Annotated in this window: 29 protein-coding genes and 3 tRNA genes; 14 read left to right on the plus strand and 18 right to left on the minus strand. The window is 53.0% G+C overall.

From position 1 onward, the window contains the following. Nucleotides 1-3 precede the first annotated feature (3 nt). A complete protein-coding gene (locus ACZ1HV_RS03110; RefSeq protein WP_298820648.1) occupies nt 4-1023 on the minus strand; it encodes an amino acid ABC transporter substrate-binding protein in 1020 nt (339 codons plus the stop codon). 460 nt (nt 1024-1483) lie between these two features. Here ACZ1HV_RS03110 and metC point away from each other — a divergent pair, with 460 nt between their 5' ends. Continuing rightward, nucleotides 1484-2662 (plus strand): cystathionine beta-lyase, encoded by a 1179-nt coding sequence (metC, locus tag ACZ1HV_RS03115; RefSeq protein WP_472717289.1) that lies wholly within the window; start codon nt 1484-1486, stop codon nt 2660-2662. 111 nt (nt 2663-2773) lie between these two features. On the opposite strand, the gene ACZ1HV_RS03120 is transcribed toward metC, so the two are convergent. The 4 genes from ACZ1HV_RS03120 to ACZ1HV_RS03135 form a co-directional block, all read right to left on the minus strand. Continuing rightward, complete coding sequence (locus ACZ1HV_RS03120) at nt 2774-3088, minus strand: lipid-A-disaccharide synthase N-terminal domain-containing protein (protein WP_298820652.1); 315 nt, start codon at nt 3086-3088, stop codon at nt 2774-2776. Between the two features lie 80 nt (nt 3089-3168). Beyond that, complete coding sequence (locus ACZ1HV_RS03125; protein WP_472717290.1) at nt 3169-3924, minus strand: glycosyltransferase family 2 protein; 756 nt, start codon at nt 3922-3924, stop codon at nt 3169-3171. Continuing rightward, complete coding sequence (locus ACZ1HV_RS03130) at nt 3921-4832, minus strand: phosphatase PAP2 family protein (RefSeq protein ID WP_298966066.1); 912 nt, start codon at nt 4830-4832, stop codon at nt 3921-3923. The genes ACZ1HV_RS03125 and ACZ1HV_RS03130 overlap by 4 nt, the downstream gene beginning before the upstream one ends. After that, the gene (locus ACZ1HV_RS03135) at nt 4816-6660 is read right to left on the minus strand and encodes an ArnT family glycosyltransferase (RefSeq protein WP_472717291.1); all 1845 of its coding nucleotides are present in this window, start codon (nt 6658-6660) and stop codon (nt 4816-4818) included. Before ACZ1HV_RS03135 ends, ACZ1HV_RS03130 begins: the two co-directional genes overlap by 17 nt. 162 nt (nt 6661-6822) lie before the next feature. Here ACZ1HV_RS03135 and ACZ1HV_RS03140 point away from each other — a divergent pair, with 162 nt between their 5' ends. Together ACZ1HV_RS03140 and ACZ1HV_RS03145 are read left to right on the plus strand one after the other, a co-directional pair. After that, nucleotides 6823-7659 (plus strand): phosphodiesterase, encoded by an 837-nt coding sequence (locus tag ACZ1HV_RS03140; RefSeq protein ID WP_472717292.1) that lies wholly within the window; start codon nt 6823-6825, stop codon nt 7657-7659. After that, entirely contained in the window at nt 7646-8206 is a 561-nt protein-coding gene (locus ACZ1HV_RS03145) for a CAP domain-containing protein (protein ID WP_472717293.1), read from the plus strand. The genes ACZ1HV_RS03140 and ACZ1HV_RS03145 overlap by 14 nt, the downstream gene beginning before the upstream one ends. Before the next feature lie 182 nt (nt 8207-8388). Here ACZ1HV_RS03145 and ACZ1HV_RS03150 read toward each other — a convergent pair whose 3' ends face one another. Both ACZ1HV_RS03150 and ACZ1HV_RS03155 read right to left on the minus strand, forming a co-directional pair. Then, a complete protein-coding gene (locus ACZ1HV_RS03150) occupies nt 8389-9114 on the minus strand; it encodes a YcaO-like family protein (protein ID WP_472717294.1) in 726 nt (241 codons plus the stop codon). Further along, nucleotides 8997-9743, minus strand: coding sequence for a YcaO-like family protein (locus ACZ1HV_RS03155; RefSeq protein ID WP_472717295.1), 747 nt, complete (start codon nt 9741-9743; stop codon nt 8997-8999). The genes ACZ1HV_RS03150 and ACZ1HV_RS03155 overlap by 118 nt, the downstream gene beginning before the upstream one ends. A 303-nt stretch (nt 9744-10046) precedes the next feature. On the opposite strand from ACZ1HV_RS03155, the gene ACZ1HV_RS03160 reads away from it, so the two are divergent. After that, nucleotides 10047-10337: a hypothetical protein gene (locus ACZ1HV_RS03160; protein WP_298820667.1), complete on the plus strand. Its 291-nt coding sequence runs from the start codon at nt 10047-10049 to the stop codon at nt 10335-10337. 120 nt (nt 10338-10457) lie between these two features. Then, on the plus strand, nt 10458-10685 hold the full coding sequence (locus ACZ1HV_RS03165; protein ID WP_472717296.1) for a hypothetical protein: 228 nt from the start codon (nt 10458-10460) through the stop codon (nt 10683-10685). Nucleotides 10686-10699: 14 nt separating this feature from the next. Here ACZ1HV_RS03165 and ACZ1HV_RS03170 read toward each other — a convergent pair whose 3' ends face one another. Further along, nucleotides 10700-12367: a BTAD domain-containing putative transcriptional regulator gene (locus tag ACZ1HV_RS03170; protein WP_472717297.1), complete on the minus strand. Its 1668-nt coding sequence runs from the start codon at nt 12365-12367 to the stop codon at nt 10700-10702. A 504-nt stretch (nt 12368-12871) separates the two neighbouring features. On the opposite strand from ACZ1HV_RS03170, the gene ACZ1HV_RS03175 reads away from it, so the two are divergent. Beyond that, nucleotides 12872-13129 (plus strand): hypothetical protein, encoded by a 258-nt coding sequence (locus ACZ1HV_RS03175; protein WP_298820671.1) that lies wholly within the window; start codon nt 12872-12874, stop codon nt 13127-13129. Between the two features lie 143 nt (nt 13130-13272). Here the strand turns inward: ACZ1HV_RS03175 and ACZ1HV_RS03180 are convergent. Both ACZ1HV_RS03180 and ACZ1HV_RS03185 read right to left on the minus strand, forming a co-directional pair. Beyond that, nucleotides 13273-13349: transfer RNA gene (locus ACZ1HV_RS03180), tRNA-Arg, on the minus strand. Nucleotides 13350-13484: 135 nt separating this feature from the next. After that, nucleotides 13485-13790 (minus strand): ETC complex I subunit, encoded by a 306-nt coding sequence (locus ACZ1HV_RS03185; RefSeq protein WP_298820673.1) that lies wholly within the window; start codon nt 13788-13790, stop codon nt 13485-13487. Between the two features lie 333 nt (nt 13791-14123). On the opposite strand from ACZ1HV_RS03185, the gene ACZ1HV_RS03190 reads away from it, so the two are divergent. Both ACZ1HV_RS03190 and ACZ1HV_RS03195 read left to right on the plus strand, forming a co-directional pair. Continuing rightward, complete coding sequence (locus ACZ1HV_RS03190) at nt 14124-14357, plus strand: hypothetical protein (protein WP_472717298.1); 234 nt, start codon at nt 14124-14126, stop codon at nt 14355-14357. 24 nt (nt 14358-14381) lie between these two features. Next, a complete protein-coding gene (locus ACZ1HV_RS03195) occupies nt 14382-14888 on the plus strand; it encodes a hypothetical protein (protein WP_472717299.1) in 507 nt (168 codons plus the stop codon). Here ACZ1HV_RS03195 and ACZ1HV_RS03200 read toward each other — a convergent pair. From ACZ1HV_RS03200 to ACZ1HV_RS03210, 3 genes are all read right to left on the minus strand, one after another. Then, nucleotides 14860-15570, minus strand: a complete 711-nt coding sequence (locus ACZ1HV_RS03200; RefSeq protein ID WP_298820678.1) for a hypothetical protein — start codon at nt 15568-15570, stop codon at nt 14860-14862. The genes ACZ1HV_RS03195 and ACZ1HV_RS03200 overlap by 29 nt on opposite strands. Nucleotides 15571-15852: 282 nt before the next feature. After that, nucleotides 15853-15929, minus strand: a tRNA-Pro gene (locus tag ACZ1HV_RS03205). Between the two features lie 309 nt (nt 15930-16238). Beyond that, a complete protein-coding gene (locus tag ACZ1HV_RS03210) occupies nt 16239-16796 on the minus strand; it encodes a hypothetical protein (RefSeq protein ID WP_472717300.1) in 558 nt (185 codons plus the stop codon). A gap of 256 nt (nt 16797-17052) precedes the next feature. Between ACZ1HV_RS03210 and ACZ1HV_RS03215 the strand changes: the two genes are divergently transcribed. Further along, nucleotides 17053-17313 (plus strand): hypothetical protein, encoded by a 261-nt coding sequence (locus ACZ1HV_RS03215; RefSeq protein ID WP_298820681.1) that lies wholly within the window; start codon nt 17053-17055, stop codon nt 17311-17313. 350 nt (nt 17314-17663) lie between these two features. On the opposite strand, the gene ACZ1HV_RS03220 is transcribed toward ACZ1HV_RS03215, so the two are convergent. From ACZ1HV_RS03220 to ACZ1HV_RS03230, 3 genes are all read right to left on the minus strand, one after another. Next, nucleotides 17664-18047 (minus strand): DUF192 domain-containing protein, encoded by a 384-nt coding sequence (locus ACZ1HV_RS03220; RefSeq protein WP_472717301.1) that lies wholly within the window; start codon nt 18045-18047, stop codon nt 17664-17666. Between the two features lie 218 nt (nt 18048-18265). Next, complete coding sequence (locus ACZ1HV_RS03225; protein WP_298820687.1) at nt 18266-18847, minus strand: cold-shock protein; 582 nt, start codon at nt 18845-18847, stop codon at nt 18266-18268. A 152-nt stretch (nt 18848-18999) separates the two neighbouring features. Continuing rightward, nucleotides 19000-19764 carry an SIR2 family NAD-dependent protein deacylase gene (locus ACZ1HV_RS03230; RefSeq protein ID WP_472717302.1) on the minus strand — a complete coding sequence of 255 codons (765 nt, stop codon included), beginning with the start codon at nt 19762-19764 and terminating at the stop codon, nt 19000-19002. Nucleotides 19765-19818: 54 nt separating this feature from the next. Here ACZ1HV_RS03230 and gloA point away from each other — a divergent pair, with 54 nt between their 5' ends. After that, nucleotides 19819-20259 (plus strand): lactoylglutathione lyase, encoded by a 441-nt coding sequence (gene gloA, locus ACZ1HV_RS03235; protein ID WP_472717303.1) that lies wholly within the window; start codon nt 19819-19821, stop codon nt 20257-20259. A gap of 125 nt (nt 20260-20384) precedes the next feature. Beyond that, nucleotides 20385-20460, plus strand: a tRNA-Glu gene (locus tag ACZ1HV_RS03240). Between the two features lie 43 nt (nt 20461-20503). Here ACZ1HV_RS03240 and ACZ1HV_RS03245 read toward each other — a convergent pair. After that, nucleotides 20504-21358: a hypothetical protein gene (locus ACZ1HV_RS03245; RefSeq protein ID WP_298820694.1), complete on the minus strand. Its 855-nt coding sequence runs from the start codon at nt 21356-21358 to the stop codon at nt 20504-20506. A gap of 480 nt (nt 21359-21838) precedes the next feature. Here ACZ1HV_RS03245 and ACZ1HV_RS03250 point away from each other — a divergent pair, with 480 nt between their 5' ends. Next, the gene (locus ACZ1HV_RS03250; protein ID WP_472717304.1) at nt 21839-23392 is read left to right on the plus strand and encodes a caspase family protein; all 1554 of its coding nucleotides are present in this window, start codon (nt 21839-21841) and stop codon (nt 23390-23392) included. 84 nt (nt 23393-23476) lie between these two features. Here ACZ1HV_RS03250 and ACZ1HV_RS03255 read toward each other — a convergent pair whose 3' ends face one another. Next, complete coding sequence (locus tag ACZ1HV_RS03255) at nt 23477-23923, minus strand: ExbD/TolR family protein (RefSeq protein ID WP_472717305.1); 447 nt, start codon at nt 23921-23923, stop codon at nt 23477-23479. A gap of 116 nt (nt 23924-24039) precedes the next feature. On the opposite strand from ACZ1HV_RS03255, the gene ACZ1HV_RS03260 reads away from it, so the two are divergent. Both ACZ1HV_RS03260 and ACZ1HV_RS03265 read left to right on the plus strand, forming a co-directional pair. Further along, a complete protein-coding gene (locus ACZ1HV_RS03260) occupies nt 24040-24492 on the plus strand; it encodes a DUF1036 domain-containing protein (protein ID WP_472717306.1) in 453 nt (150 codons plus the stop codon). A gap of 69 nt (nt 24493-24561) precedes the next feature. After that, on the plus strand, nt 24562-24993 hold the full coding sequence (locus ACZ1HV_RS03265; RefSeq protein ID WP_472717307.1) for a hypothetical protein: 432 nt from the start codon (nt 24562-24564) through the stop codon (nt 24991-24993). Nucleotides 24994-25018 lie beyond the last annotated feature (25 nt).

Here is a 25018-nt window from a genome sequence, read left to right on the forward strand (position 1 = left end):
GGATTAGCGGATCGGCGGAGCGTACATGAAGCCACCGGCGTTCCACAGTGCGTTAACACCACGGGAGATGCCGAGCGGAGTGTCCGGACCAACATTTGCGTTGAAGGACTCTTCATAGTTACCGACGTTCTTGATGATGTTGTAAGCCCAGTCATTGGACAGGCCGATAGCTTCACCGAACGCGCCTTCTGCACCAAGCATACGCTTGATAGACGGGTTGTCGGAGGCCTTCATTTCATCAACATTTTCGGACGTAACACCGAGCTCTTCAGCATTCAGCATTGCGTTGAGGGTCCACTTCGCGATGTTGAACCACTCATCGTCGCCCTGACGAACAACCGGACCCAGAGGCTCTTTGGAGATGATCTCCGGCAGAACCATATGGTCGCCCGGGTTGGCCAGCTTAAGACGCTGAGCGTACAGACCGGAAGCATCCGTGGTGTAAACGTCGCAACGACCAGCGTCATATGCAGCAACAACTTCGTCGGCTTTTTCGAAAGCGACGATTTCGTACGGCATGTTGTTCGCACGGAAGTAGTCTGCAACGTTCAGCTCAGTCGTCGTACCGGTGTTGGTGCACACGGAAGCGCCGGAGAGCTCCAGAGCGGACGTGACGCCAAGGTCCTTGCGAACCATGAAGCCCTGACCGTCATAGTAGTTCACACCAGCGAAGTTCAAGCCCAGCTGAGTATCGCGGGACATAGTCCACGTGGTGTTACGGGACAGAACGTCAACTTCGCCGGACTGCAGAGCGGTGAAACGCTCTTTAGCGGACAGCGGAGTGAATTTAACAGCGGATGCGTCACCGAATACCGCAGCAGCCATTGCGCGGCAAAGGTCAACGTCAAGTCCGGTCCAGTTCCCCTGTGAATCCGGGTTAGAGAAACCCGGCAGGCCCTGGCTCACGCCACACTGAATGAAACCTTTTGCCTTGACGTCTTCCAGCGTCGTTGCACCTGCAGCCGTCGTTGCGGCGACTCCCATGGCAGCGCCGAGTACGAGCGGAAGGATTTTATTGGACATGGATATGCAGCCTTTATTTGTTACCCATACTTTGTCTTGTCGGGCTTATTCGGAAGACGTCTTCCCTGTCTCGCTTTCCGGACAGTATGCAGCCTTGCTGACTGTTTCCTCCAGAAGTCTTCCGTCCCAACCCAACGACCCCATACGATGGCATTTAGCCGTTCGGGTCAAGTACTTGCTGCAGTTATCTCTTCAAAATTCTAGTGCCTTGGAACAATTGCCACCGAAACAGCTGCACAAAACACGAACATGTCTAAAACGAAATCATTCAATGCCCAAAAAGAGTTCAATCCATTTAATTCCCCTAGCGTCACCGTTAACTTTAGTTTGAGTTTTGTCAGTCGCACCTACTACTCTGGAGTGCGTAACCCGGTTGCAGGCGAAGGGCGAATGACTAAAGTGTCACTTCACGCCCACCACCGGGTTGTGGCGTTACCCAGAACAGCATTCAAGAGAATCCATGTCATCGCACAAATTCGCTTCGGCCCTTAAAGCCGACACCAAACTTGCCCATGCCGGTCGAGACCCCCTAGCATTTCACGGGTTCGTCAATCCCCCAGTGGTTCATGCTTCGACCGTTCTTTATCCCGACGCCAAAACTCTTGTAACAGGACAACAGACCTATTCCTACGCTCGAAGAGGAAATCCGACGACAGATGCCCTTGAAAGTGCACTCGCGGAGATCGAGGGAGCTGCGGGCGTAAAAATTGCCAACTCCGGGCTGAATGCCATCGCGCTTGCGATTCTTTCCTGCGTGAAGGCCGGTGATCATATCCTTATTGCCGACACCGCTTATGGACCGACACGGCATTTTGCAGACACTGTACTCCCCGGGCTCGGCGTCACCGTCGAATACTATGACCCTTCGGTGGGTGAAGAAATTAGCTCTCTGTTTCGAGCGGAAACAACAGCGATCTTTACAGAGGCTCCCGGTTCACTGACCTTCGAAATGCAGGACGTTCCAGTTCTCGTCGCCGCGGCAAGGACGATCGATGCAACTGTCCTGATGGACAACACCTGGGCAAGTCCACTGTTTTGCCAGCCCTTGTCGCTCGGTGTCGACCTGTCGATCCAGGCAGGCACCAAATATATCGTCGGTCACTCTGATGTCATGTTGGGCACTGTGGCTGCAAACGAGCGTGCATGGGACAAGCTCCACACTCTATATGGAGCCATGGGCTGCCACGCGGCACCAGACGACGTTTTCCTTGGTCTTCGCGGACTTCGTACGCTTTCAGTGCGGCTTGAGCGCCATCAGCGCAACACGATGGAAATATTGAATTGGTTGGATGGACGGCCTGAGATAGGCGTTCTCAAATACCCTGCCCTTGCGAGCGATCCAGGTCACGAAATCTGGCGCCGGGATTTCAGCGGCAGTTCAGGACTTTGCGCCTTTGATTTCGTAACAGGCACCAGTGAAGAGCAGGCGTTCAAGTTTCTGGACACGCTAACACTGTTCGGCCTCGGGTTTTCCTGGGGCGGATTTGAAAGCCTGGCCATTCCGGTTCGATTGAAAGGTCAAAGAACCGTTGCTTCGTTTGATCCGAACCTTCAATCGGTTCGTCTGCATATCGGATTGGAAGACCCGGAAGATCTCATCAAAGACCTGGAACAGGCTTTGACCCAGGCATTTGCCTGATCATTTGCATTGACCAAATGTCAAAGACGCCGTGAGCAAGTGCTCACGGTGTTTTCGCAATATTTTGCCTTCACTGGACACGCGCAGAAGCACCGCTGATGCATTCGTGCTTCAAATCGTTGGGTCGTTGCGTTTTTCTTTGAAGATAAGCCAGAGATTTCGGAAATAGATCAGCAAGCCCAGCCCTTGCCCCGCAATGAAGACCGGGTCCTCACGCTGTATGGCGTAGACCAGGAGCAAGGAACCACCCGAAATGGAAAAGAACCAGAACGCGACCGGCACGATGGATCTCCCTACCCGCTCGGATGCGATCCATTGGATGACAAAGCGCATCATGAACATGAACTGGGCAACAAAACCCAGCACGATCCAGAAATCGAATTGCTCGACAAAAACGGCATTTAACCAGTCAACAAGAGCGTTCATGAGGCGGGTCCAGTCAGGTTCTTCATGCCGATTGCCCGGCAACTTGGTCTATTTGAAGCCAGAATGCGGTGAGGATCAGGTCAGGGGTCGGACTTGAGGAATTTTTTCCTGCGGCGGCGCAACCACCAAACGCCAAAGAGGTCCAGAACACCGACCAGAGCGCGATCGAAAATTCCATATTTTGAAGTTCCATGACGACGTTCTCGGTCCTGAACATCGATATGCGTGACCCCATAACCTTCACGGATCACGAGGGCCGGCAGGAAACGGTGCCAACTGTCAAAATATGGAAGCTGCAGGAAGACTTCCCGGCGCAGAGCCTTGAGGCCGCACCCGCTGTCGCGTGTGTTGTCCTTCAGAATGCCTCCACGCAGCTTGTTCGCAAACTTTGATGCGTAGCGCTTGGCAAGACTTGCCTTGCGGCCAAGTCTTTGTCCGGCTGCAAGAGCAACGGTTGGGCCTGCTTTTTTCAAGGCATCCAGAAGGTCAGGAATATAGGCCGGATTGTTTTCACCATCGCCATCAATAGTGGCGACGACATCTCCGCGTGCATGCAACACGCCCGTGCGGACGGCACAGCTTTGACCGCAGGACGTTTCGTGCCGAACGGGCCGCAGCCAATCATGGGTCGCTGCATAATCCTGTAGAACAATGTCTGTGCCGTCGGACGATCCGTCGTCGATGACGATCACCTCAAATGAATGGCCAGACAAGGCCGCTTCGATTTCATTTAACAGGATCGGCAGGTTCTCGGCTTCGTCCTTGGCAGGCACCACCACCGTAACGGCCAGCGCCCCCTTGTTGGCGGCGACGGCTTCCAGATAACTCTGTGTCATGCGTTTGTCCGTTCCGTCTGTTCTGCCGCCGGCTGCTCCATCAGAACGCGATCAGCTCCGCGTTGACCGCGCAGAACCTGCCACACCGCCCGCACGCAAGCCTTGGCAGACCTTACATTCATGTTCGGCTCAATTTTTCCGGCAGCAGACAGATGAAAGCCAATCCTGCGCCGCGCCAAGGCCCGGACGGTGAAAAATGTGAACGTCATGCCGAGCAAGGTTCCCGCAATAACATCGCTTGGATAGTGAGCGCCAACCATGACACGGCTGAAAGCGAGCCAGAAGGCCGCAGCAATGATCAACCAGCGATAGGCTGGAAAAATGAAAGCCAATGAGGTTGCAAGAGCTGCGACCGTGGTCGAATGACCGGAAGGAAAACTCGTGAAGGTTCCATCGAACGCCAGGAAATCAAACCGGACCGGCCCAACTTCCTCATAAAGCTTTGGTCTTGCCCGTCCGAGCGACCATTTGAAGGCAATCGCCAATAGGCCGGTTGCGGCAACAGAATAAAATATGAAGGCGCTGTAGGTGAAAATCGACCCGATCGCCATTCGTAGCCGGAAGGCGTAGCGACCGGCTTCCAGAGCCAGGAGTAACAGACACGTCACGCCAGTGCTGATCAGGATCCAGTCTGCTTTGCCGAAGTCGGTAACAGCGCGGAATGCAGATCTGTATTCTCCCGGCAGAGATTGAAGCCAGGGATAGGTCGGAATATCAAACGCCACCACTGCGATCCCGACGGTCAGCAGCAAAACGGCCAATATATCCTGAGGCCTTTGTCCTGGTGGCAAGGGGTCGCGGTTCTGCATCGCCCGGCCCTTTCGACCGGAAAGCAGGATCGCAGCCCGACGCATGTTCCCCCGCATACGCGCAAGAATATGCCGGACATGGTTACTGCTGTTCTGCATCGCTTTCTTCTACACCTGTGACCGCTTTGACATTCTGATAAAGCGCGATATCGACGTCATCGCCACCATTGATATTGAGGCCGTCTACCCTTTTTCGAACCTCGGGCACAAGACCAATCTCCTTGGAAGCCGCCAAAAACGTTGCTTCTTCCCGGCTTTCTATGACTGCGATCCGACAAGATCCCTTTTCGGCAGAGGCTGTTTCATTCAAAAACTCCGCTGCACTTTTGGGCGAAATGATCTGTGTCCCGGTACCCTCAAGGAAGATGAAACTTGGTTCGTGGAAGCCAGAAGTGACCACCTGTCGGCGAGAAGCGTCTGCGCAGCCCGGAATCTCGTCAAGCGCTGCCACAAGACGCGGGCTCACCCAGATCGGAGTGAGTGCCGGACCTACGAAACCCCAAACACCGATGGCCGCACACACACCAGCCATTGTGACCGCCGGCAAAGAATAGAGCGCAGGACCACGAAGGATCCTCGAAGCCGCTGCCAAAGCGAACATTGCGCCAAGAGTGACAATCACAGCGCCAGGTGGCGACGGCCAGGTACCAAGCACGAAAGGTCCAGCAAATGCGGCAACTGCCAAACCGATCGCGGGTGCTGCAAGCAGTACCGCCGCAATCCAGCGGACGGTTTTCCTGGAATTCGTCCCAGCCCCCTCAATCAAGGCTGCGGCAACCGGCAGGGCAAGTGCCGGCAAGAGTGGCATCGTGTAGTGAGGCAGTTTTGTCGCAACCAGCTCGAAGATCACCCAGCTTGGCAAAAACCATGCGATTGCAAATACAACCAGCGGGCTTTTCCGTTCCTGCCAGATCAAGGGCAGTGCAATCAAAAAGAACGCGGGCAAGGGCCAAAACACGCCCAACATCGCGCCAAGATGTGTTAGCGGTGGCGCTCCGTGGCTTTCCTGTCCTTCACGAACCTTGCCGAGAAGGTCCTTGCCGATCGCTTCGGTAAAGAACGCCCCGTCTGTCGCCATCCAGATGGCAACCAACCAGGGTGAGACGAGCAAGATGGTCCATACAATGCCGACAAGTGGAGAAGCAGCCTTGAACCAGGCGACCTGACGCTTCATGGCCATGAGACCTACAACCGTGAGCCCGACGACCATCGGGCCGACAGGCCCCTTGATCAAGATGCTGCCGGCAAATGCAGTCCAGAATACGAAACTCAAGGTCCACAGCCGTTCATTCTGCTGCTTCAGCCAAATCCGGGCAAGAGCCCCTTGCGCGATAATGACCGTTGCGAGCAGCACAGCGTCGGTCTTCGCCAGCCTGGCTTCAACGCCCACAATAATGGCAAGAGCTGTAAACCCTCCAACGAGCAATGCGCCGGCTGGTCCCATGAAAGCCCGTGCAAGCCAAAAGGCAGCGAGAACGCTCATCGTCGAACCGATAATCGACGGCAAACGATAGACCCACAGCGGGGCTTCGGCATCCTGTCCGGAAATCTTTGCAGCAGCGGCCTGTAACCAGTAGATGCCAACAGGTTTCTTGTGGCGGGCCTGCTCCTGAAAGCGAATATCGATATAGTCTTCGGTCTCAAGCATCTGCTTTGTTGCCTGAGTAAAGCGCGGCTCGTCACGATCAAGCGGCGGCACCGTCCACTGGCCAGGGACAAAAAGCACGAGAGACAGAAAAAGAAGCAGAAATGGCGCGGTGATATCGTGACCGAAAATGTGCAGCCAAACTGGCTTCTTCGGTTTTTGAAGCGTGGTTTGAGTGTCTTTTTCCAGGTTCTCGTTCACTGGCGGGTGTCCAGACGACACATCTTGCCCGTCAGAGGAGGCCTCGTCCTGGTCCTTCGGCTTTACAGTTTCATCTGCCATCTGGTTTCAATTCCGATGTCTCTCTCAAGCCATGCCCGCCTGCCCGTTGCCATAGAGCTTCTCCTACATGAGCTTTTCAAAAAGGGAAACAAGAGCTTGCTCTGAGCGGTGCGTTCGCTATCGTCCTTTTGTTTTTTTCTCACCTGAGTTCCAAGGTTTCCCATGACTTTGATTGCCCATATGACCGACCTGCACCTGAGGCCAAGAGGCCTGGCTTGCTATCGGGTTTCAGATACGAACATGTTTGCCGAGCGTGCCATAAGAGCCTTGAAATCTCTTGACCCGCAACCGGATGCTCTCGTCATCACCGGGGACCTGACCGACCGCAGCGACCCTCGGGAATATGCCGTTGCACGGGAGCTCCTTTCGCGTCTCGACATGCCGGTCTTCCTGTTGCCCGGAAATCATGACAGCACCAGCGGTATGCGGCGCGAAATGAGCAATTTTCCGGGTATTTCCGAAACAGGTGACGGCAAAATTTGCTACACGGCAAAAGTTGGAGATGTTCAACTGATCGCGCTGGACAGTCATTTGCCTGGCAGCCCGAAAGGTGAGCTCGGCCCCTGGCAACTGGCATGGCTGGATTCCCGATTGAAGGAAGCACAGGTTCCGACACTGCTTGCCCTGCACCACCCGCCCGCACTTTCCGGTATCGCTCACATGGACAACATGGGTCTGGTTGACGCGGACGCTCTGGCGGAGGTCATAGCGCCACATGCACATGTTGAAAGAATCATCTGTGGTCACCTTCACCGGCCAATCATTGCCAGTTTCGCCGGCAAGGTGATGACGCTTGCCCCCAGTACCGGCCATCAAGTTGTCCTCGACCTGACAGAAAACGGGCCCGCCTTGTTCAATTTCGAACCCCCGGCCTATTTTCTTCACTACCATTCTGAAGCGACGGGCGTGGTTTCTCACATGGCCTATGTTGAAGCGTTCCCCGGGCCCCATCATTTCTTTGCCGATGAGGGTGTCGTATGGCCGGGTGACGAAACATGATGAGAAATGCCCGTGCGAAAAAAACAGCCTGTTGCCCGGCATGTTCATCGTTCTGGCTTTTGTTCTGACGGCATGCGGCGCTTTGCCAGGCGGCAACGAACTTGAAGACAAGACCGTTCTAACCGATCAGGCTGTCGACAAATCTCAGATGCTGTCGATGATAAATGCCTACCGGCAACAGAACGGACGCCCTCCACTGCGTCACGATCCGGAACTTGATTCCGTTTCACAGGCCATGGCGCGCCACATTGCCGAGCGCGACAGCATGGACACATGGGCACACAGTGCTTTCGGCCTGTCTCAAAGACTGGATAAAGCCGGATACGCCAATTATGCGGGGGCAGAAAATCTCGGCGCTGGATATGCGGATCTGAATGCCGCCTTCCGCGGATGGCAAGGGTCTGAGGGGCACAACAAGAACTTGCTCAATCCATATGTGACCCGTGTCGGCATTGCGCGAACCAATCGCAACACCGGGAAATGGCGAAATTTCTGGGTCATGACACTGTCACGCCCAAATGAGGATGGCCGACCAACGGCACGTTAGGATTCAAGACCCTGAACCCTAATCCATGAAAGAAAAAATGGCGGGGTTACCCCCACCATGAGTTTCTTCCAGAGATTGGACAACTTAGAAGCCGCCCTGACGCCGCACTAAACCTGAGTGCAAATGTCATATTTTAAATATCCTCAGTGCACTGCCCTGTCAATCGAGTATCTCAAGTCGGTTTAAAACGGAAAAGGTCGCGAGGCGAACTCTGCTTCAGTTGCCGGCACTGCCCGCAGACCACGCTCAACAACGCCTTCAAAGAGGCGCCTTTTGCCAAATCGTGGTTCCCACGTACACAGGTCTGGCGAAACGAGCTTCACACAGGGAATTTTCAGGTCCTCACGCGTGGCATCGAATTCGAAGATACGCAGATTACGGTCAAAGCAGCTTTGCAACAGGTCGTCGCTGGAAAAACTTAAAACGGCCTGGCTCTCATCTGCTATCGCTGCACTTTCCAGGGGCAGATCGTTGAAGATCGACCGATTGCGGGCATAGGCCAATTGGCGGGGCACTCGCGAAGCCGAGCCGATTTTTTCTGGTTGAACTGGATAAGCCCTATCCATCAGGGCAAGTGAATTCTCGGCTTGGAGCATTTCCTGCAGCGCGCTTTCGCTGGCTTCGAGAAGCGTACCAGCTGCTGCAGAACCAATCACGCAGTGCTCACCCGAACCATTGTGCGAAACGGCCAAGGCGACGTGGACCTCCAAGTCGGTTTCAACCGAAAAAACACACCAATGCCGTGATCTTTGGTTTAAAAATTCGAGCAACGAACCACGCAAAATCTCACTCAAAAACCTTCTCTCAAGAGAGTTATCCCCAGGCGGTTGTACCAAGCCTGAGCGATAGCATCTCTTTCCACCAACTCCTTCAAAGCCCTTTCGCGGGCGCCTTTCAAAGTCGGCCACACAGCGCAGCCAGCGCTGGAAGCGAAGGACAAGCTGAAACCAGTTATTTGTTCCAATTCCTTGAACAATATTCCGATACTGGGGAACGGAAATGTGTCGTTGTTTGTAAGGTTTCTAAGCGATACACGCCTCCGAGACAGACCTTCCCAGCACATTGCGTCATGCGTCGAACCCCGCTCCTCCATCTGCAGCCGCTCCCTCGCCGCACGCTCCTGACGGTCACTGAGGCCGATCACGTCCGCAAACGCTACTTTTGGTTGCTCTTCATCTCCTAAAAATACTCTTCCGTCTTTATACCCACGAGTCCAAAGACTTACCCTTTCAGCCAATTCACCAATGCAACCCATGGCTGCATCTTGATGCGTCCAGCCTTGACCGCCACCGGGGAGAGCTAGAGATGCCGCCTTCTCCTCACCTTCAACATGATCAATCAAATTCAACAGTCCTGTGCAGAACGCTACAGGACAGGACCCTATGTCCATCGGGACGATTTTGACGTCGTGAGAAATCAGAAACGGAAAGAATAGGGAGAGGCTTTGGTTGGCAATTTGGAAATCGGCATTTTCAGCACCAGACCCGAGACGCAACAACCCGACCCGCAGGAGACCGGAGAGAATTTCCTCCGGCATGTCTCGCCACTCAGGCGGGTTTTTGGACCCGTCCAACTTTCCTTCCATACACACCCACCATCCAAATTTAAGTATCCGAAGGATACTTTGCTTCACCCTATAATTGCAGCACTTGTAGATTATTTGAGTTACTATTGAGCCATTTCTTAAAATCGAATTTAGTAATTCTCGAAATCAGTCAAGCGTTAGTAAAGTTAAACTACCCACCAACTTTTACTAAAGTTTGACTGATTTTCAAATAGCCGCGTGACCATCCCACCATTTAACGAAACGCGGTGCAATTTTAACTTCAGGAGGCTCACTATGCACGCCAAAACTACTTTTCACAAAGACCTGGAATTCGGTGCTAAACTTGGTGCAATCATTCAAAATGCTGATGAACGTGCCAAGTTGATTGATGATCCGAAGGCCGTTCTTAGCGAACTGGGTGCCGCTTCAGACGTGCAGCTGTTTGCGGACACCGCAGACACGGTTCACCTGGTCATTCCGGCTGAAATCGATGCCGCCCGAGTTGCTGCAGGCGACGAAACCTATTTCGAAGAGCTCGGCAAAGCTGCGTTGGGCAGCTGCTTTTACGAAGATCTGCCTGAGTAATATTTAGTCCAACAGCACTGTTACCCGGGCAATAGTGCCCGGGTGGCTGCTGCCAAAAGGTTAGTCAAATGGCCAGGTTTCCATACTATAAAAGAAATGCGAAAGCTTTGGGAGAGTTGCTTGCAAAGGCGTCCCTGGACCCAACTCTCAAAAAAATTATTTGAAAATCCAAACAAAGTGCTTTCGGAAATCGGGCTTCCTGCACTAGCAACTGAACTTCTAAACTTCAAAGCTGTGGAAGCCGAAGCAGGCCTGCCGACGATTGCGCTGCCTTTCAGATTAAACGGCAAAAAACTGGCGCAATCCAATCCTCAATATCTTTCTGACCTGGGCAGATTGCTGCAGTAGGTGGTTCTACGGTTCTACCCTGTTCCTTCAAATAGAAATTTTTGGACAAGAGCCGCCCCCTTATCAAAATTTTGGCGAACAGTTTTGTCCTGGAAAAAATTTACTCTTGTTCGCCAGGTAACTGGGTCCGCTGTAAATTCGGGCGCACTGTCCAGCAGGGCGGTTCGCTGGTCTGTGAAACGATGAAGTGTTTGCAACGCTTCGTCTTCCCTTCCGGAACACATCAACGCTGCAACACGGGTCGTCAAACCACCGACACTTAATCCAGCACCGCGCTCAATTTGCGTGATTGCGCTTTCATAATCATCCGACGCAAAGTAGATGTTAGCTAGATACTCATAGAAGACCCGCGGAACGAATGAAAACAAGTTAAAGGCTCTTTCCGCTGTCGCGCGCGCCTCGTCCACGTCACCAGAAAATGCCAGACCCTCTGCCACTGACATGAGATTGGCTGGATCTGACGAGCTCAGCCTTCCCGCATTTTGAAATGCACGCCGCGCTTCGTCCGGCAAATTGGACAGTATAAGAGCCCATCCATAGACACGTTGGTTTGTTGCTTGCCAAGGATCAAGAATAATAGCTTTTTCAGCCATATTCAGCAGGGTGCCCATGCCATCTTTGGTTGTCCTATCATGAAGAGGAAAATGCAGTTCCTGCTTCATAATGATCGACGCTTTACCTGAATAGATCATCGAAAACGAACTATTGGTGAGCTCCAAATCATTAAGCAACCGCATTGCTTTCTCATCGGACTGAGGAGTGAAATCCCATAACAATGCTTCGGCTTGGCACCAACGCGCAAATGTGGATGTGTTAGCAGGGTTTCTAAGTCGGGAAGTTGCAAAAGAGTGGATCCGACTTACAACCTGACTTGCAGCCGGAGCGATGCCGTCCCAGAGACCGAGGTCTATGATTTCATTGAAGACTATCTGGCCATTGCCGCGATCTTCGAACTGGATTGCAACTTTTCCACTGCGTTCGTCATGTCTGAAGCGCAGTAGATAACTGCCCAATTCATGACCACGAACCAGTGTAGGCTTTGGAAAGTTTTCTTCGCCGAAATACTCTGATTCATAAAGGTCGAAAGACTTGAAGGAGGACAAGCCAGAAACAACCTCTTCGCGAAGATGAACTGCGTCGTTCAGACCCTTTTTATGAAGCGATGAGGAAATGATTGAGATCTCTGGAAGCCTGACGATCTCTTCGTTGTTCGAGAGTACGCTATGGGTCGCGCCTACGTCCCCAGGACGGTGCGAAAATCCGGCTCTTTGACCATCGGGTTCTTCCGCGACCAAAAGCGCTCTGGTTTCTTCGTCCGGCTCCGCATCTAGATGAAGGCGCATTTCGCGTTCGCAGGTCTTGAACTGCTGTTCTGCGCGTTCAGGCTGTCCGAGCTTCTTGTACAGCCGGATGAGCAAACGGTGGGCAGCTTCAAACGCAGGGTCTATGGTAAGGAGGAACTTGCCTCCAGCCTCGATTTTCTGTCCACCGTCGTCAACGGACAACTCGTCGAGATGCCGAAAAGCGGCTGTCGAAACTTCAGAACGAACACGTTCGCGTTCAACCTGGATCCAGTCGTTAAGTTCCGGATCAATGTCCTCAAAACCTGCCAGAAACTCGCCTCGCCACAAATCTGTGGCTTCACGAAAATCAGAAGCGCGCCCCTTTTCGAGCAGGCCCATGACTTCATCCAAATCGGTGTAGAAAGCGGAAGGCTCAAGCTGAACATGCCCAGGCGAAGAGCGCACAACATCGACGCCTGCGGCTTCCTCAGCGGTTTTGAGCTGTCTCAGCGCCTGGCGCATGGACTGCATGGCCTTGTGCCTGTCGGTGCCACTCCACAACAGATCGGCCAGGGTTTCACGGGGTGCAGTGAGGCCACTCATTCGGCTCAGGTAAGCCATGATTGCCAAGGCTTTACGGGTCTTGACTGCAACCGGCTCCAAGTCCTTGCTCATCAGCAAGGGCCGTCCTAGGCAAGCGAAACAATACGCCTTTGCCATCAATTCCCCGTATTTGAACATCAGCATCGGTTTTGTCGTGGCCACGCAACCGCGGATAATACGCAACCGCAAACACAGTAATAGCTTATCACGCTTATTTCACGCCGCAACAGCATGATTTATATGGATGGTCACCGCAGCGCGAAGCTGCAAACGGCGAATCGAATACTGGTGGGTAGTAAAATGTCAAAGACAGTCAGCAAACCGGACCTTACCGAATCCCAACAGGAACCGGCAGTTGAAGCGATTAAACGCATGATCCGGTACACCAAGAAGGAATCGGACAAGGACGGGCGGACTTTCTGCTCCTACTTCCTCGACATGGCTCTGCAGTCGCTGGAAGATGGAACTGAGGATCTCGACAGCCTCCTGAAGACGAAGATCACACCGCTTATGGTGGGGCAACAAAGTGTGGAAACGTCCAAGTCGGAAAACGCCTGACGGGTCCACCTTGGAAGCAGCAACATCTTGCCGCGCGCCTTTTCGGCGTGCGGCATTTTTTTGGTAAAGTTGTTCTAAGAACAAAGATTGGGACCGGAGCGGAATACCGCCTGGCATGTCCCTTAAAAGTAGAATGAAAAAAGTGGCGACCCCGGCAGGATTCGAACCTGCGACCATTCGCTTAGAAGGCGAGCGCTCTATCCAGCTGAGCTACGGGGCCATGTTACCTGTTCTGTTGCAGCTGATAATTCACTGTGCGACTGAAAACAACGTCGGAATTGAATAGGCATGGCCAATTTCAACAAACAATCCGGAACTAGGCTACATCAACCCATGTCCAGAAGCCTGTGACACCTCAATGCGTCCAGGGAGCTACCCGGTTGAATTTGAAATTGTCTGAATAGGCAGCGCCACGCACTTTGCGCTCTTGAGCTTTCTCCACCCGATATGGAATTCCATGACGTTTGGCGTAAGCAACGGCTTCTTCCTGGCTCTCAAAATAGAGCCGGATCTGCTGTTTCATGTCAGATGAAGAAGTATAGCCCATAAGCGGCTCTACAGATTTGGCGGCTTCCGGCTCATAGTCCAGCACCCAACGATGGGTTTTTGCCTTGCCCGATTGCATGGCGGTTTTCGCCGGACGGTAGATGCGCGCAACCATGTGAGTGTGCCCTTAAACGATTTCGCAGAGTATCACTTCTCTTCAGAAGCTTTTTCCTGCCTTTTGGAAGGAAGTCAACACTTAGCCTGTTGTCGACACCCCAAAAACAAACCGAATTGCCAATTTGACGTTTACCACTCGTTGGATTGTGACGCGACGTGAGATGACGAAAGCTGCAACTTGTGCTATCAACTTTCCTAACGTGACCTTTTGAAAAAACCACAACAATCAAAAGGGAACGTCTTAGACAAATGCACAAACAGATGCGTGATACAGCCGGTCTTGTCACCAAGGTATGCCGAGACCAAAAAGAACAACACAACAGGATGGCTTATGCATTACCCGTTTCTCAAAAACCTGGGCGCCTCAGTACCGGAGCACATTCAGCCGGCCGCCTCCAAACCAGTCAATTTGAAGTCAGCGATCGACAAGGCAAACTTGACTGAAATGTGGGACATGATCCTCACGCTGGACTATGGTGTGTCCGAAGTCGCTGACCTTAGCCCGGAAAAGCAGGATGAGTTCCTTAATGTCATGTCCCTGCTTCTAAAAGCCTTCAATCGGTAACTCTGAACTGACAACGGAATTTAATTGCTGAACCGCCCAAAGACAGTCTTTACGGAACTCGGGATCGAGGCCATAGAAAATGGCCTTGCGGACCCGCTGCTGTCCGCCTTCTACGAGGCGGTCATGACTTCCGCTGACGGCAGCTTCAGACAGACCATGCAACCTTTTCTACCGCACCTCAGCCTGTGTTCGGACAAGGTCACGGAATTTGCGCCGCCGCCTATCTTTTACGTTGGCAAGGAAAGCGGGCAACGTCAGCTTTTTGGAGACGATTGGGCAACTTCGACGCGTTCCAACGCAGCTCTTCGCACGCCTGATGCCGATCTTGAAAGAGCGTCAGCCGAGGGCTATCGCAACGCTCTCTCGGGCAAGCCCTACTATGGCTACGCCAGAACACCCATTTCCGTCGATGGACAAGAATATGAGATTGCGTTCGAGCGACTGATTATCGCCGTGCGCCCTCACATCAGAGCCAACTATCGGATCTGCGCCTATCTCGGCATCATTCAGGATCTTCAGCCAAAGTCCTGATGATTAATTTCGCCAAGCCGAACAAGTCGCTCCTGGTCGAATACACGAGCCAATCATCCGGTCTGATGTGGCCAGGCGCGATATGCCAATGTGTTCCCCTCGGAACGAACCTGCGATATCCCACCCGGACGCCAAAGCCCTTTTCAGCAGCCTTGGAAGCCATAAGGCCGTAAAGGTAGTCGGGCGACCACTTCAGCAAAGAGACCAGGAAACCAAGCTGCGTGAGAGGCTCAGCAAGTCCCTTGCCCCGAATGTCACCTCTCAGCCATAGGTTTCCGTGATAGACGATCCGGCCGCGCATGAAATAGGCGTCGTGCGCATGCTCACTGCCAAAACGAACCTGCGGGTTCGGGTCGACGAACATCCGGCGCTGCTGCTGTTGCCAATGATCGGCCAGGCTCCTGTCCTTAAGGTCCTCCACCTTGGCTGCCTGGACGGAAACTATGTTGCCACTGCTGTTGTATGCACCGATCCAGAATGCAGTTGCCCCGTGGAGATCGAAGAACCTGGGCGAGAAATCCTCCATTAGGTATTTGTCTTCGGTGGATCGGATCGTTTTTTCAAATAGCCCAAAATCCGCGCTCTCCTTCAAGGACAGCCCGGTTTTATGAATTCTGGTTTGAATGGCGGCAATGGCCGCGGATATCTCCAGCGTGCCCTGCTCGTCCGGGTCCGGTCCCATCTGCCCTGCCTGGCGCCGTCCAGCTTGTGAAGGCGCCTCCCTGAAGGATCAAATTTGTCGGAGTGCCAGAGTGTTCTTCTGAAGGGCGATGCACAAGGTCGCTTGTGTGAGCGCGCCAAGTTATCCCGGCATTATCAATGATTGCCCTATGAATAGCAGCAGCAATGCATGCGCCGTTGCGCCCAACCCGTGCAAAGAAAGAATCGCGTCAACAAACACAAGCCAGAAGTCCCGACACCACGATGGCGCAGTCCTGTGTTCAAACCAATATTTTGGGAAAAATGGTCGGGGCAGCAAGATTCGAACTTGCGACCCTCTGGTCCCAAACCAGATGCGCTACCAGGCTGCGCTATACCCCGATCCGTTGATTTCGAGGGGTGTATCCGCGTTCGGCGTTGGCGTCAAGGGCGAAGAATTTAAGAGCAATCCAAGGCTTGTGGAAAGAAGTCCAACAGGCCAATCGAACTCTGGGCTGCATCGAACGCTCGTTCCCTCATCTCTCGATCTAATATTCCGAGAGACCGCGCAGGAAACTGCTCTAACCTGATGCCTTCATAACCGACCAAGCATCAAGCTTCTTGGAGCTAGATCGGGTTCCGCGTCGAATTCTGTGTTTGACCACACAAGAGGCCCCAACCGTAAAGTGTCCTGCCATCTTCGGCAGATGGTCAGTCCCACTCAGGTATGATTTCCACTTTCCCCTTCCAACCATAGCTGCCTGCCATCGAAACCCTGAGCTCGCTCACCGGGTTGGCTGTGGTTGACAAATATGGGTGCTCGAACTGATGGTCCAGGTCATCGAGGGTAATCGACCAGCCGCCACGAGGTTTGAAGTCGTTGAGCCAGACCCAACCTGAATAGTAGTAACCCCAGTTCTTGAAGTGCCGAGGATTGATGTAACGCCGCAAGACACGCTCACTTGTTACGCCCATTGCAACCGCACCGGCAACAGTTGAGACGTATTCGTTTTTCAACATGTTGTGCGGTATTTCGTGATAATGGGTCGCTGCGTGGACAGCTTCGTTTGCGAGTGTACTGGCATGACGCGCATTGCCTATCCTCGGCATAAATCGCAACTTGATCGCTTTTTCATCGTCCAGGTATCCCCCGCGTCCTCCCAGGTCAGGATCGACGTCAATTGTAATTGCATTGGTTTCAATCAGTTCAGCAATCTTGCGATAGTCCTGTGCACGCATGGTTGTCGCACCATGACTGATCGTGGGCATTCTTCGGGATAAATCCCTAAGAATCGTTGCGGCGGAATTGTTTACACCTGCCATGAAAGTTGCTGCGCCCGACCCTTTGCTGAAATGTGCAGGTGGGACCCAACTAGATGATGGGACGTATATTATTCCGTCCTTGCCATCAGCTGTTAGAGAACTGTCGAACTTGAAATTCCCGCTGGGGTCAAGGCGCCAGCATCCGACCGCGTTTTGTAGGTACCAATTCACTTCGAGCGGGTCCTGGGTCTGGAAGTTGAAAATGATCAAGTCCCAGGGGTTCTGGCGTCCAACGGCGCGCGCATGCGTCCAGAAATTTCCGTCGGTTGCCCATCTGGCAGCAGCGGCGTCTTTCGGCGGCCAGGTTGAGATCAAGGATTTCGGTTTTTTCATCTTGGGCACGCCGGGCGCAGGGCTACGGGCGGCACCGGGAAAAATGGAACTCATGTTGCTTACTCTCAAATACAAAAAAGTCGGTCGAAATCAGCACCAGAAAGAAGAGCTGTTTCTCAAAATCATCTAAACGTTCGCGACTTCAATTCATGCGCGGAAAGCCAGGTGTTTTGCCAGCCAGGAACTTGCCTGCTTAAGCTGGCATTCGATAATTGTTCCATGGGTAAGGTGCCGCCAACGGCGTGACCAACAATCTGTCGATCAACACGGCGAACGTAGCATTGCAAGGTCGAATAAAATGGTGATTGAAATCACAAATTTCCTGATGCCGAGGTCTGAAGACTGACCTGGTTCCAATTCGGAAAATTCACAAGGCAAAACGACCTAAAGCAATACGCTCCGTAAGCGTCAAAGTAACGCTCAAGCAGCGATACGCGTTAAATTTCCGCTGCTCACCTTGTCTACCGTTTCCAGAAGAAACTATTCAGTCATCATAGAAGGGCTGGAAACGCCGTCTCCAGGTTCAAACCCCAGCTTGGCGGAAAGACCTGCATTGAGCTCAAGCACATATTTGGCAGGCTCGCGCGAAGGAATGACGTCTTCAGAAAACGGGGTCGTGTCAGCTGCGATCGACACAATCCACCCTTTGGCATCGATGTAGATAATATCGAGTGGCAGCGGAGTGTTCTTCATCCAGAAAAATCGCTCACCCTCACCTTCGAAAACAAACAGCATTCCATGATCGGCGGCCATCTCTTCGCGGAACATGAGGCCTCGGGCTCTCTGCCGATCCGTGGATGCGACCTCTACTATGAATGTGTGCTCGTTGTCGCCGGAGCGAACGATCAGTGTTTCTGTCGGCAAGGGAGCAACGTCTTCCTGAGACTTTGCAGGCGAGATCCCAATCACCACAAACAAAACTAAAAACGATAAGACGACCGAGCGAGCCGCAGGGGGAAAATCATACGTTTGAGCTCCGTTCGCCGGAAATTGCAGCGCTTCTGGAATACACAACGAGACCGTTGCCAAACAAAAAGGCCGGAACATGTCCGGCCCTTGAATTCAGGTAAGCTGACTTGTCGTCAATGAGACGCCGGGATGTGAGTTCCTGCACCCATTGGCCGAATTTCAGCTGCCATACGACCCTTGGGTCCATTCCCGAACCTGACGAGAACGTCCTGTCCAGGCCGCAACTCGGTAATTCCAAAGCGGCGAAGCGTTTCCATGTGAATGAAGATGTCCTCAGACCCCTCGCCTTGGGTTAGAAAGCCGAACCCCTTCACACGGTTGAACCATTTGACGGTCGCCTTTTCAAAACCGCCTTCCGGTACGACCTGAACATGCGTTCTGGACGGAGGGAGCTGCGAGGGATGTGTTGCCGACGTTTCATCCATGGAAAGGATGCGAAACGCCTGAAGTCCTCGAGGCCGGTCAAGCACCTCGCATACAACTCGTGCGCCTTCATAGGCGGTCTGATAACCATCCCGCCTGAGGCAGGTAACGTGGAGCAGGATGTCGCTTTCACCGCTGTCCGGCACAATGAAGCCGTAGCCTTTACCGACATCGAACCATTTAATCGTTCCGGCGATCTCGAAAACATCAACGGCAACATCTTCCGTCATTGTATCGAGTGCGCGGGGTTCCCCTGCGGTTTTAACCCCCATAGCCATTTGTCCCGTCTCTGGTCCGCATCATTCAGCTAAAGGCAAAAAATCGACTCGCCCGATAGCTGATTCCTAACAAAAGGATAACATTGTGCTTTGTGTCGAGAAGGGAAATTGTCGAACTAACCACAGACCATTTGCTCGATTTTCCGTTATTCTTCATCAAATTCGGCAAAAGTCTGTGCCAAAGGTGTGCGAATGACTGTTGAAGCATAAGAATCGAGCGGCGTTTCTTCTCCGTTGAGAATCACCAGTTCTGCACCGGTCTCTACAGCCAATGCCGGAAGTTGAGCTGCCGGGTGTACGACCAAAGATGATCCGAGGACCAGAAAGAGATCGCATTCCTGTGCAGCTGCCGCCGCGTTTTGCAAAGCCGCCTCCGGCATCCGTTGACCGAAGCTGATAACTGCAGCCTTCAACAACCCGCCACATCTCGCACAAACAGGGCTGCGGCCGATTTCAACTGTATCTCGTTGGTCTTCCAGTGCCGCACGCACCCCACAGGAAAGGCATGAGGCAAATGTGGAGTTCCCGTGAATCTCAATCAGCCTTTCGTCAGGAAATCCTGCTTTCTGATGAAGTCCGTCGACATTTTGCGTCACCAGACGCTGTAGACACCCGTCTTTAGCCAATGAACTCAGTGCCAGGTGTGCCGCATTCGGCGAAGCTTTCTGAAAGTAATCCTGCATCTCGAAACGACGGTCCCAGTCTTCCAGCCGACTTTCTTCCGACCTTACAAAATCCTGGTATTGAACCGGCTGTCGTTTGGACCATATCCCGCCAGGCGAACGAAAATCCGGAATGCCGGATTCTGTCGAAATGCCTGCACCAGTCAGAGCGACTATCCGGTGGTAGGCACCGCGCTTGAATTGTGCGACATAGTTGCGAGCTTCGGCCAGTCCTGTGATGGTCTTCATGGGTCGGTCACTCGCCTTTCAGACAACCTCATTCGATTGGGAAAAGGGTAGGATATGCGTTATTTGCACACAATGGTTCGGGTCACCAATGTTGACGATTCCCTTGATTTTTACTGCAACAAAATGGGGATGAAAGAACTGCGCCGCCATGAAAGTGAAAAGGGTCGTTTCACTCTAATCTTTCTAGCCGGCTCTGAAGATATTGAAGCCGGCAAGGCCAACGCCGCACCTCTTTTGGAACTCACTTACAATTGGGATCCGGAGGACTATGACGGCGGGCGAAACTTCGGTCATCTCGCATTCGAAGTCGATGATATTTACGATTTCTGCGACAACCTTCAAAAACAGGGCGTTACGATCAACCGGCCGCCGCGCGATGGCCGCATGGCATTTGTTCGTTCGCCGGACAACATTTCAATTGAATTGCTGCAAAAAGGCGAAGCCCTTGAAATCAAAGAGCCTTGGGCCTCAATGACAAATACCGGCGAGTGGTAATTCACGTCGGTTTTCAACATATGCAAGCCCGGTTTCCCGGGCTTGCAAAAAATTGTCGCAAAGGCTCTTGCGGGCGTGAGCATTCCCGCCTATAAGCCTCCCCACGACGCAGCTGTGTCGACCGCGCGCCCATCGTCTAGCGGTCTAGGACGCCGCCCTTTCACGGCGGAAACACGGGTTCGAGTCCCGTTGGGCGTGCCATTTTTCTCTAGGAAATTTCGAGCCGTTATTGCCTGGTGTGGTGTCAAAACTCACCTGGGGAAACGTACCTTCTTTTGATCTCAATGGCCGGATCATCTTTTCTGAACAACGTTCTTCCCGGAAACTCGGTCTGATAGAACTCGGCGATATCAGCGCCCGTCGGCCCTGCAAAAGCAATCCGGCCATTTGGAAAGAAAATATCCAGTTCATCATCTTCATGTTCGCTGGCGTATGTTTCCTGTGAGCCGTGAAGAACCATGGTGACGCCAATTTTGTTGTTCACATAGTGCTGCACATCGAAGAATTTCGGCGACCGTGCATGCTCCATGCCCAAACGCTCCTCCTTCACGCGCAACAGCCTCTCCGGTGCTTTCATGTCCACGATGCCATACAGGTCGAAATCCCCGTGGATGCACTTTCCCGCGCGAATAAGAGAGTTCGAGGCGAATTTCACGCAGCCGTAGTACGGATCTTTAGGGTTAAGCTCGACGAAATAGAGCCCGCCATGGGGAATATAGGTCAGCGTTTGCTGTTGAAAGAAACTGTCCATCTCCGGTCGAAGCTTGGCTTTGAAATTGTTCCATTCTCCAACAGCTTTGGCGTAGCGGCCCTCCTTATAAGCAGACGGTCCGAAAATCGTCGGATCAACCACCAGACCGGCAATACAGCCACGTTTTGCCGCCGATGGTTTGCTGCCTATTGGCAGTACATCGAAATCGGCGGTCTTCGCCTTGCAGTCGAGACGCTTGGGCGACGCGTAGTCCTTGCCGATATGTTGGAGCGTTGCCGTGTTTGTGCGCCGAACCAAAATCGCAGCTTCATAAAGCATTGCTGCTTCGCGAAACACTTCGACATGCTCTTCAAGCATGTGTTTGAGGATATCAGCACTTCCAGCCATAAAACGGTCTCCCTATCTTGCAGGCTCGTCGTCAGAGCCAGCCGGACGGAACAGTTGCAATGATATTAAGGCTAACAGAGCTTCCCAAGCCAATAACGTGACAGCAGTCACAAATCGGCGGTCAGCCTTCTTGATGGCGACTTAAGACCCGGCTCTGGCAACGTCTCCTTGGCGCAACCCCCTGCCCTCGGGGTACCCAGCTTAACCCATTGCAAATTTTGCTGGTAAATTGTGCGTGCAATCGTGGCGTTCTCCAACTTGATTGTCTATAGTCGTTCCTGGATTCCAGGGAGCTTTTCCATTTGAAACAAGCAGGCTCCCGCGTGCAGGGGTTGGGGAACTCGGAATGCCAGTTCCTGTGACGTTTATTACAGAATTGAATTGCCAAAGGGGGTACGTCTTCTTTCAAGAGGACGAAGACCTCGAAAACAAGATCGGCTCACCCGACAGGCAACCTAAGATCGACGAGAGGACATTGAAATGTTCACACGAATGATCGCCGTGCTGGCAATACTGATCGCAGGGACAGCTCCGGCACTCGCGAAGCGTGTTGCCCTGGTTCTTGGCAACGGCGCATACGAACACACAGTACCCCTACCCAATCCAGCCAATGATGCAGAGCAGATGGCTGCCAAACTGCGCAGCCTGGGATTTGATGTCGTTGCGGGTCAGGATCAGACCTACACCGACATGCGCAGATCCGTCATGAACTTCGCAAAGAAGGCTTATGGCGCAGAGATCGCGATCCTGTTTTATGCAGGGCATGGCCTGCAGGTGGGCGGCCAAAACCACCTTGTTCCAATTGACGCGACGATTGAAGACGAAACCTCACTGGATTTCGAAACCATCACGGTCGACTTCATCATGCGCCAGATGTCCAAGGACGTGAAAGTGCAGATGGTGTTCCTTGACGCCTGTCGCGACAACCCGCTCGCACGCACGCTTTCTCGGCGCATGGGACCGACCCGCTCAGGCAGCGTTGGCCAAGGTCTTGCGGAAATCAAGATGGAAGAAACCGGTGGTGAAGGTTCGGTTATCGCCTTTGCAACCAGCCCCGGCGATGTGGCTCTTGACGGTGAAGGCGCAAACTCGCCGTTTACGTCTGCTTTGATCCGGCATATCGACACCCCGAACGCGTCGATCCAGACCGTCATGACTCGCGTTACCGGAGACGTTTATCAGGAAACGGAAAAGCGTCAGCGTCCTTGGGTCAATGCTTCCCTGATTGGCGAAGTGTTTCTCAACAAGCAGGCACCGGTGGCAAGTGGTCCGACAACTGAAGTTGCATCTCTCGGCACGACGCCTACGACAACGCCTCAGCCGGTCGCAACAACATCAGCAGTTGCTGCAACCACCCAGTCCACTATTGACTGGGAGCGTGAAAAGCTGATCTGGGAAACGGCCAAGGCCAGCAACACGGTCGACGACTACCAGTCGTACCTAGAAGCTTATCCGAATGGCACGTTCACAAACTTTGCCCGCAACAGCATCAAGCGTTTGCAATCCGGAAGTCAGGTAGCTGCGGTCAACCCAGGTGCTACGGCTGTTCCAGGTCAAGCAGGTGGTGTCGCAACCATGCCCGACCCGCAGAAAGCAATTCCAGGCACGCAGGTTACAGAGTCTTCGCTTGGTTGGAACCGGACTGCTCGTCGTGAAGTGCAAACCCGTCTCAACCTTGTAGGATTTGACGTGGGCCGTCCGGACGGCGCCTTCGGTCCGAAAACCCGCGCAGGTGTCGCTGGATGGCAGACAGCCAACGGCATTGTTCCGACCGGCTTCTTTACACCGGCGCAATATGCGTTGCTGACGACCCAGACCGCTGCTCAATATGCTGCATATCAAGCAGAAGTGCGGCAGAAGCAACAAGCCGCAGCAGCTTCGCGAAGCAGCACCAGCAGGTCGACAACGACCCGTCGGACCAACAACACCACGACCACACGACGCAGCAACAACGGTGGCGGTGTAAACCCGGCTGGCGCGGCGTTTATCGGCGGCGTTGTCGGCGGCATTATCGGTGGCGCGATCGGCCGCTGATAAAGCGTCCTCCAAGACAAAAGAGCCCGGCTTCTTCGAACGCCGGGCTCTATTCATTTCAGGGTTGGTTCTGAAAGATCTGCGTCAGTTCAATTTAAGACTGATCCGCTTGAGATTGGATGTGCGCGCTTCGTCGAGTATCTCGATCACGCTCTGAAATTCGGTACCTTTTGCAGGAAGCAGAATTGCGCTTTCTGCTCCAAGCCCCGCCAAGCGGTTCAATTCGGCCGACAGCTCCATAAGCTCCAGAGAGCTGCCATTGACGACAATTGTCATTCCTTCGGCGCTAGCCCCTTGCCCGATTTGAATCAAAACAGAAGGCGCGCCGGTGTTTATCAGTTGATCATTTGTCTTTTCTGCCGTGCTGCTACCAATACCAACGTCCAGCGGTCGCCAGACGCCAAAAGTGGAAGACAGCAGGAAGAACATGATCAAAATAAAGATCACGTCGATCAAAGGCGTCAGCGGAATACGCCTGCGTTTAGCAAGCGGGGTCTGTATGAACAGCATTTCTACAAGCTTCGTTGGCACTTGAAGCACCAATGTCTCGTATTCTTTTTAAAATGTACAATCCTAATCCCAGATTTGACCCCGTTCATGCATTTCCGTAGCGTTGTTCTTGGAAGAAGCAACTTGGTAACCGTTTGATGTCGCAGGCACAAAACTCAGAACATTGCGATCGATCCTACTTACGCAAATACACTCTGCTCGGCTTGCTCGCCTGTCTGGCGTGCTTTGCTCTGCCTCGGTCGGCGGAAGCAGGCTTGCGAGTGTGCAATGGCTCAGTCGACCTTGTGAATGTAGCGATCGGCTATGAAACTGATGAAGGCATAAGAACGGAAGGCTGGTGGACGATCACCTCGAACGCCTGCAGTCAGGTTCTGCAGGAACCGCTCAAGAGTGCCGGATACTATCTTCACGTGGCAGACGGTTTCGGTGAAGGCAGGCTTGTCGGCGACATTACTCTTTGCATTCGTGAAGAAAAATTCGTTGTGTATGATGGTGACCAATGCTGGCAACGCGGTTTGATCGAAGCTGATTTTTTTCAGATCGAAACCGGAGGAGCCGAAGACTGGACCGTTCTGCTGTCTTATGACTGAATGGGATCTGAAGATTTAAAGACCCGGTCAGGCTGTTTTACCGGGGCGTCATTTTGGGGGTGTATGTATATGCAAAAAACTGTTCGGACTGCCGTGTTGATTCTATTGGGGGCAGCCCTCGCCAGCCCTGTTCATGCCCAGGAAACCGGCGGAAAGATAGGCTTGGAGCTCAACCACACGCAGCCGACAGCGGATGGCGGGTGCCGTCTCTCCATAATCGCGACCAATGGTTTGGAAAGACCGATGAACCAACTGGGCCTGGAAATGGTTGCCTTCAACAAAGATGGACTAGTCGATCAGTTCCTGCGCCTTGATTTCACTCGTATTTCGGCCGGGAAAACAAAGGTTCTTCAATTCGACCTTGCCGGCAAGGCCTGTGACAGTCTTTCCAGGCTGCACATAAACGATGTTCTGAATTGCGTTCCGTCGGCGATTACTGATGTTTATTGTCCGGACTTGCTGGACTTGAAAAACCGCACCGAGATTGAATTCGGTGACTGAGCGATTGTCTGCCGATAACGGGACC

This window comes from Roseibium sp. JB4-4 (assembly GCF_055693425.1).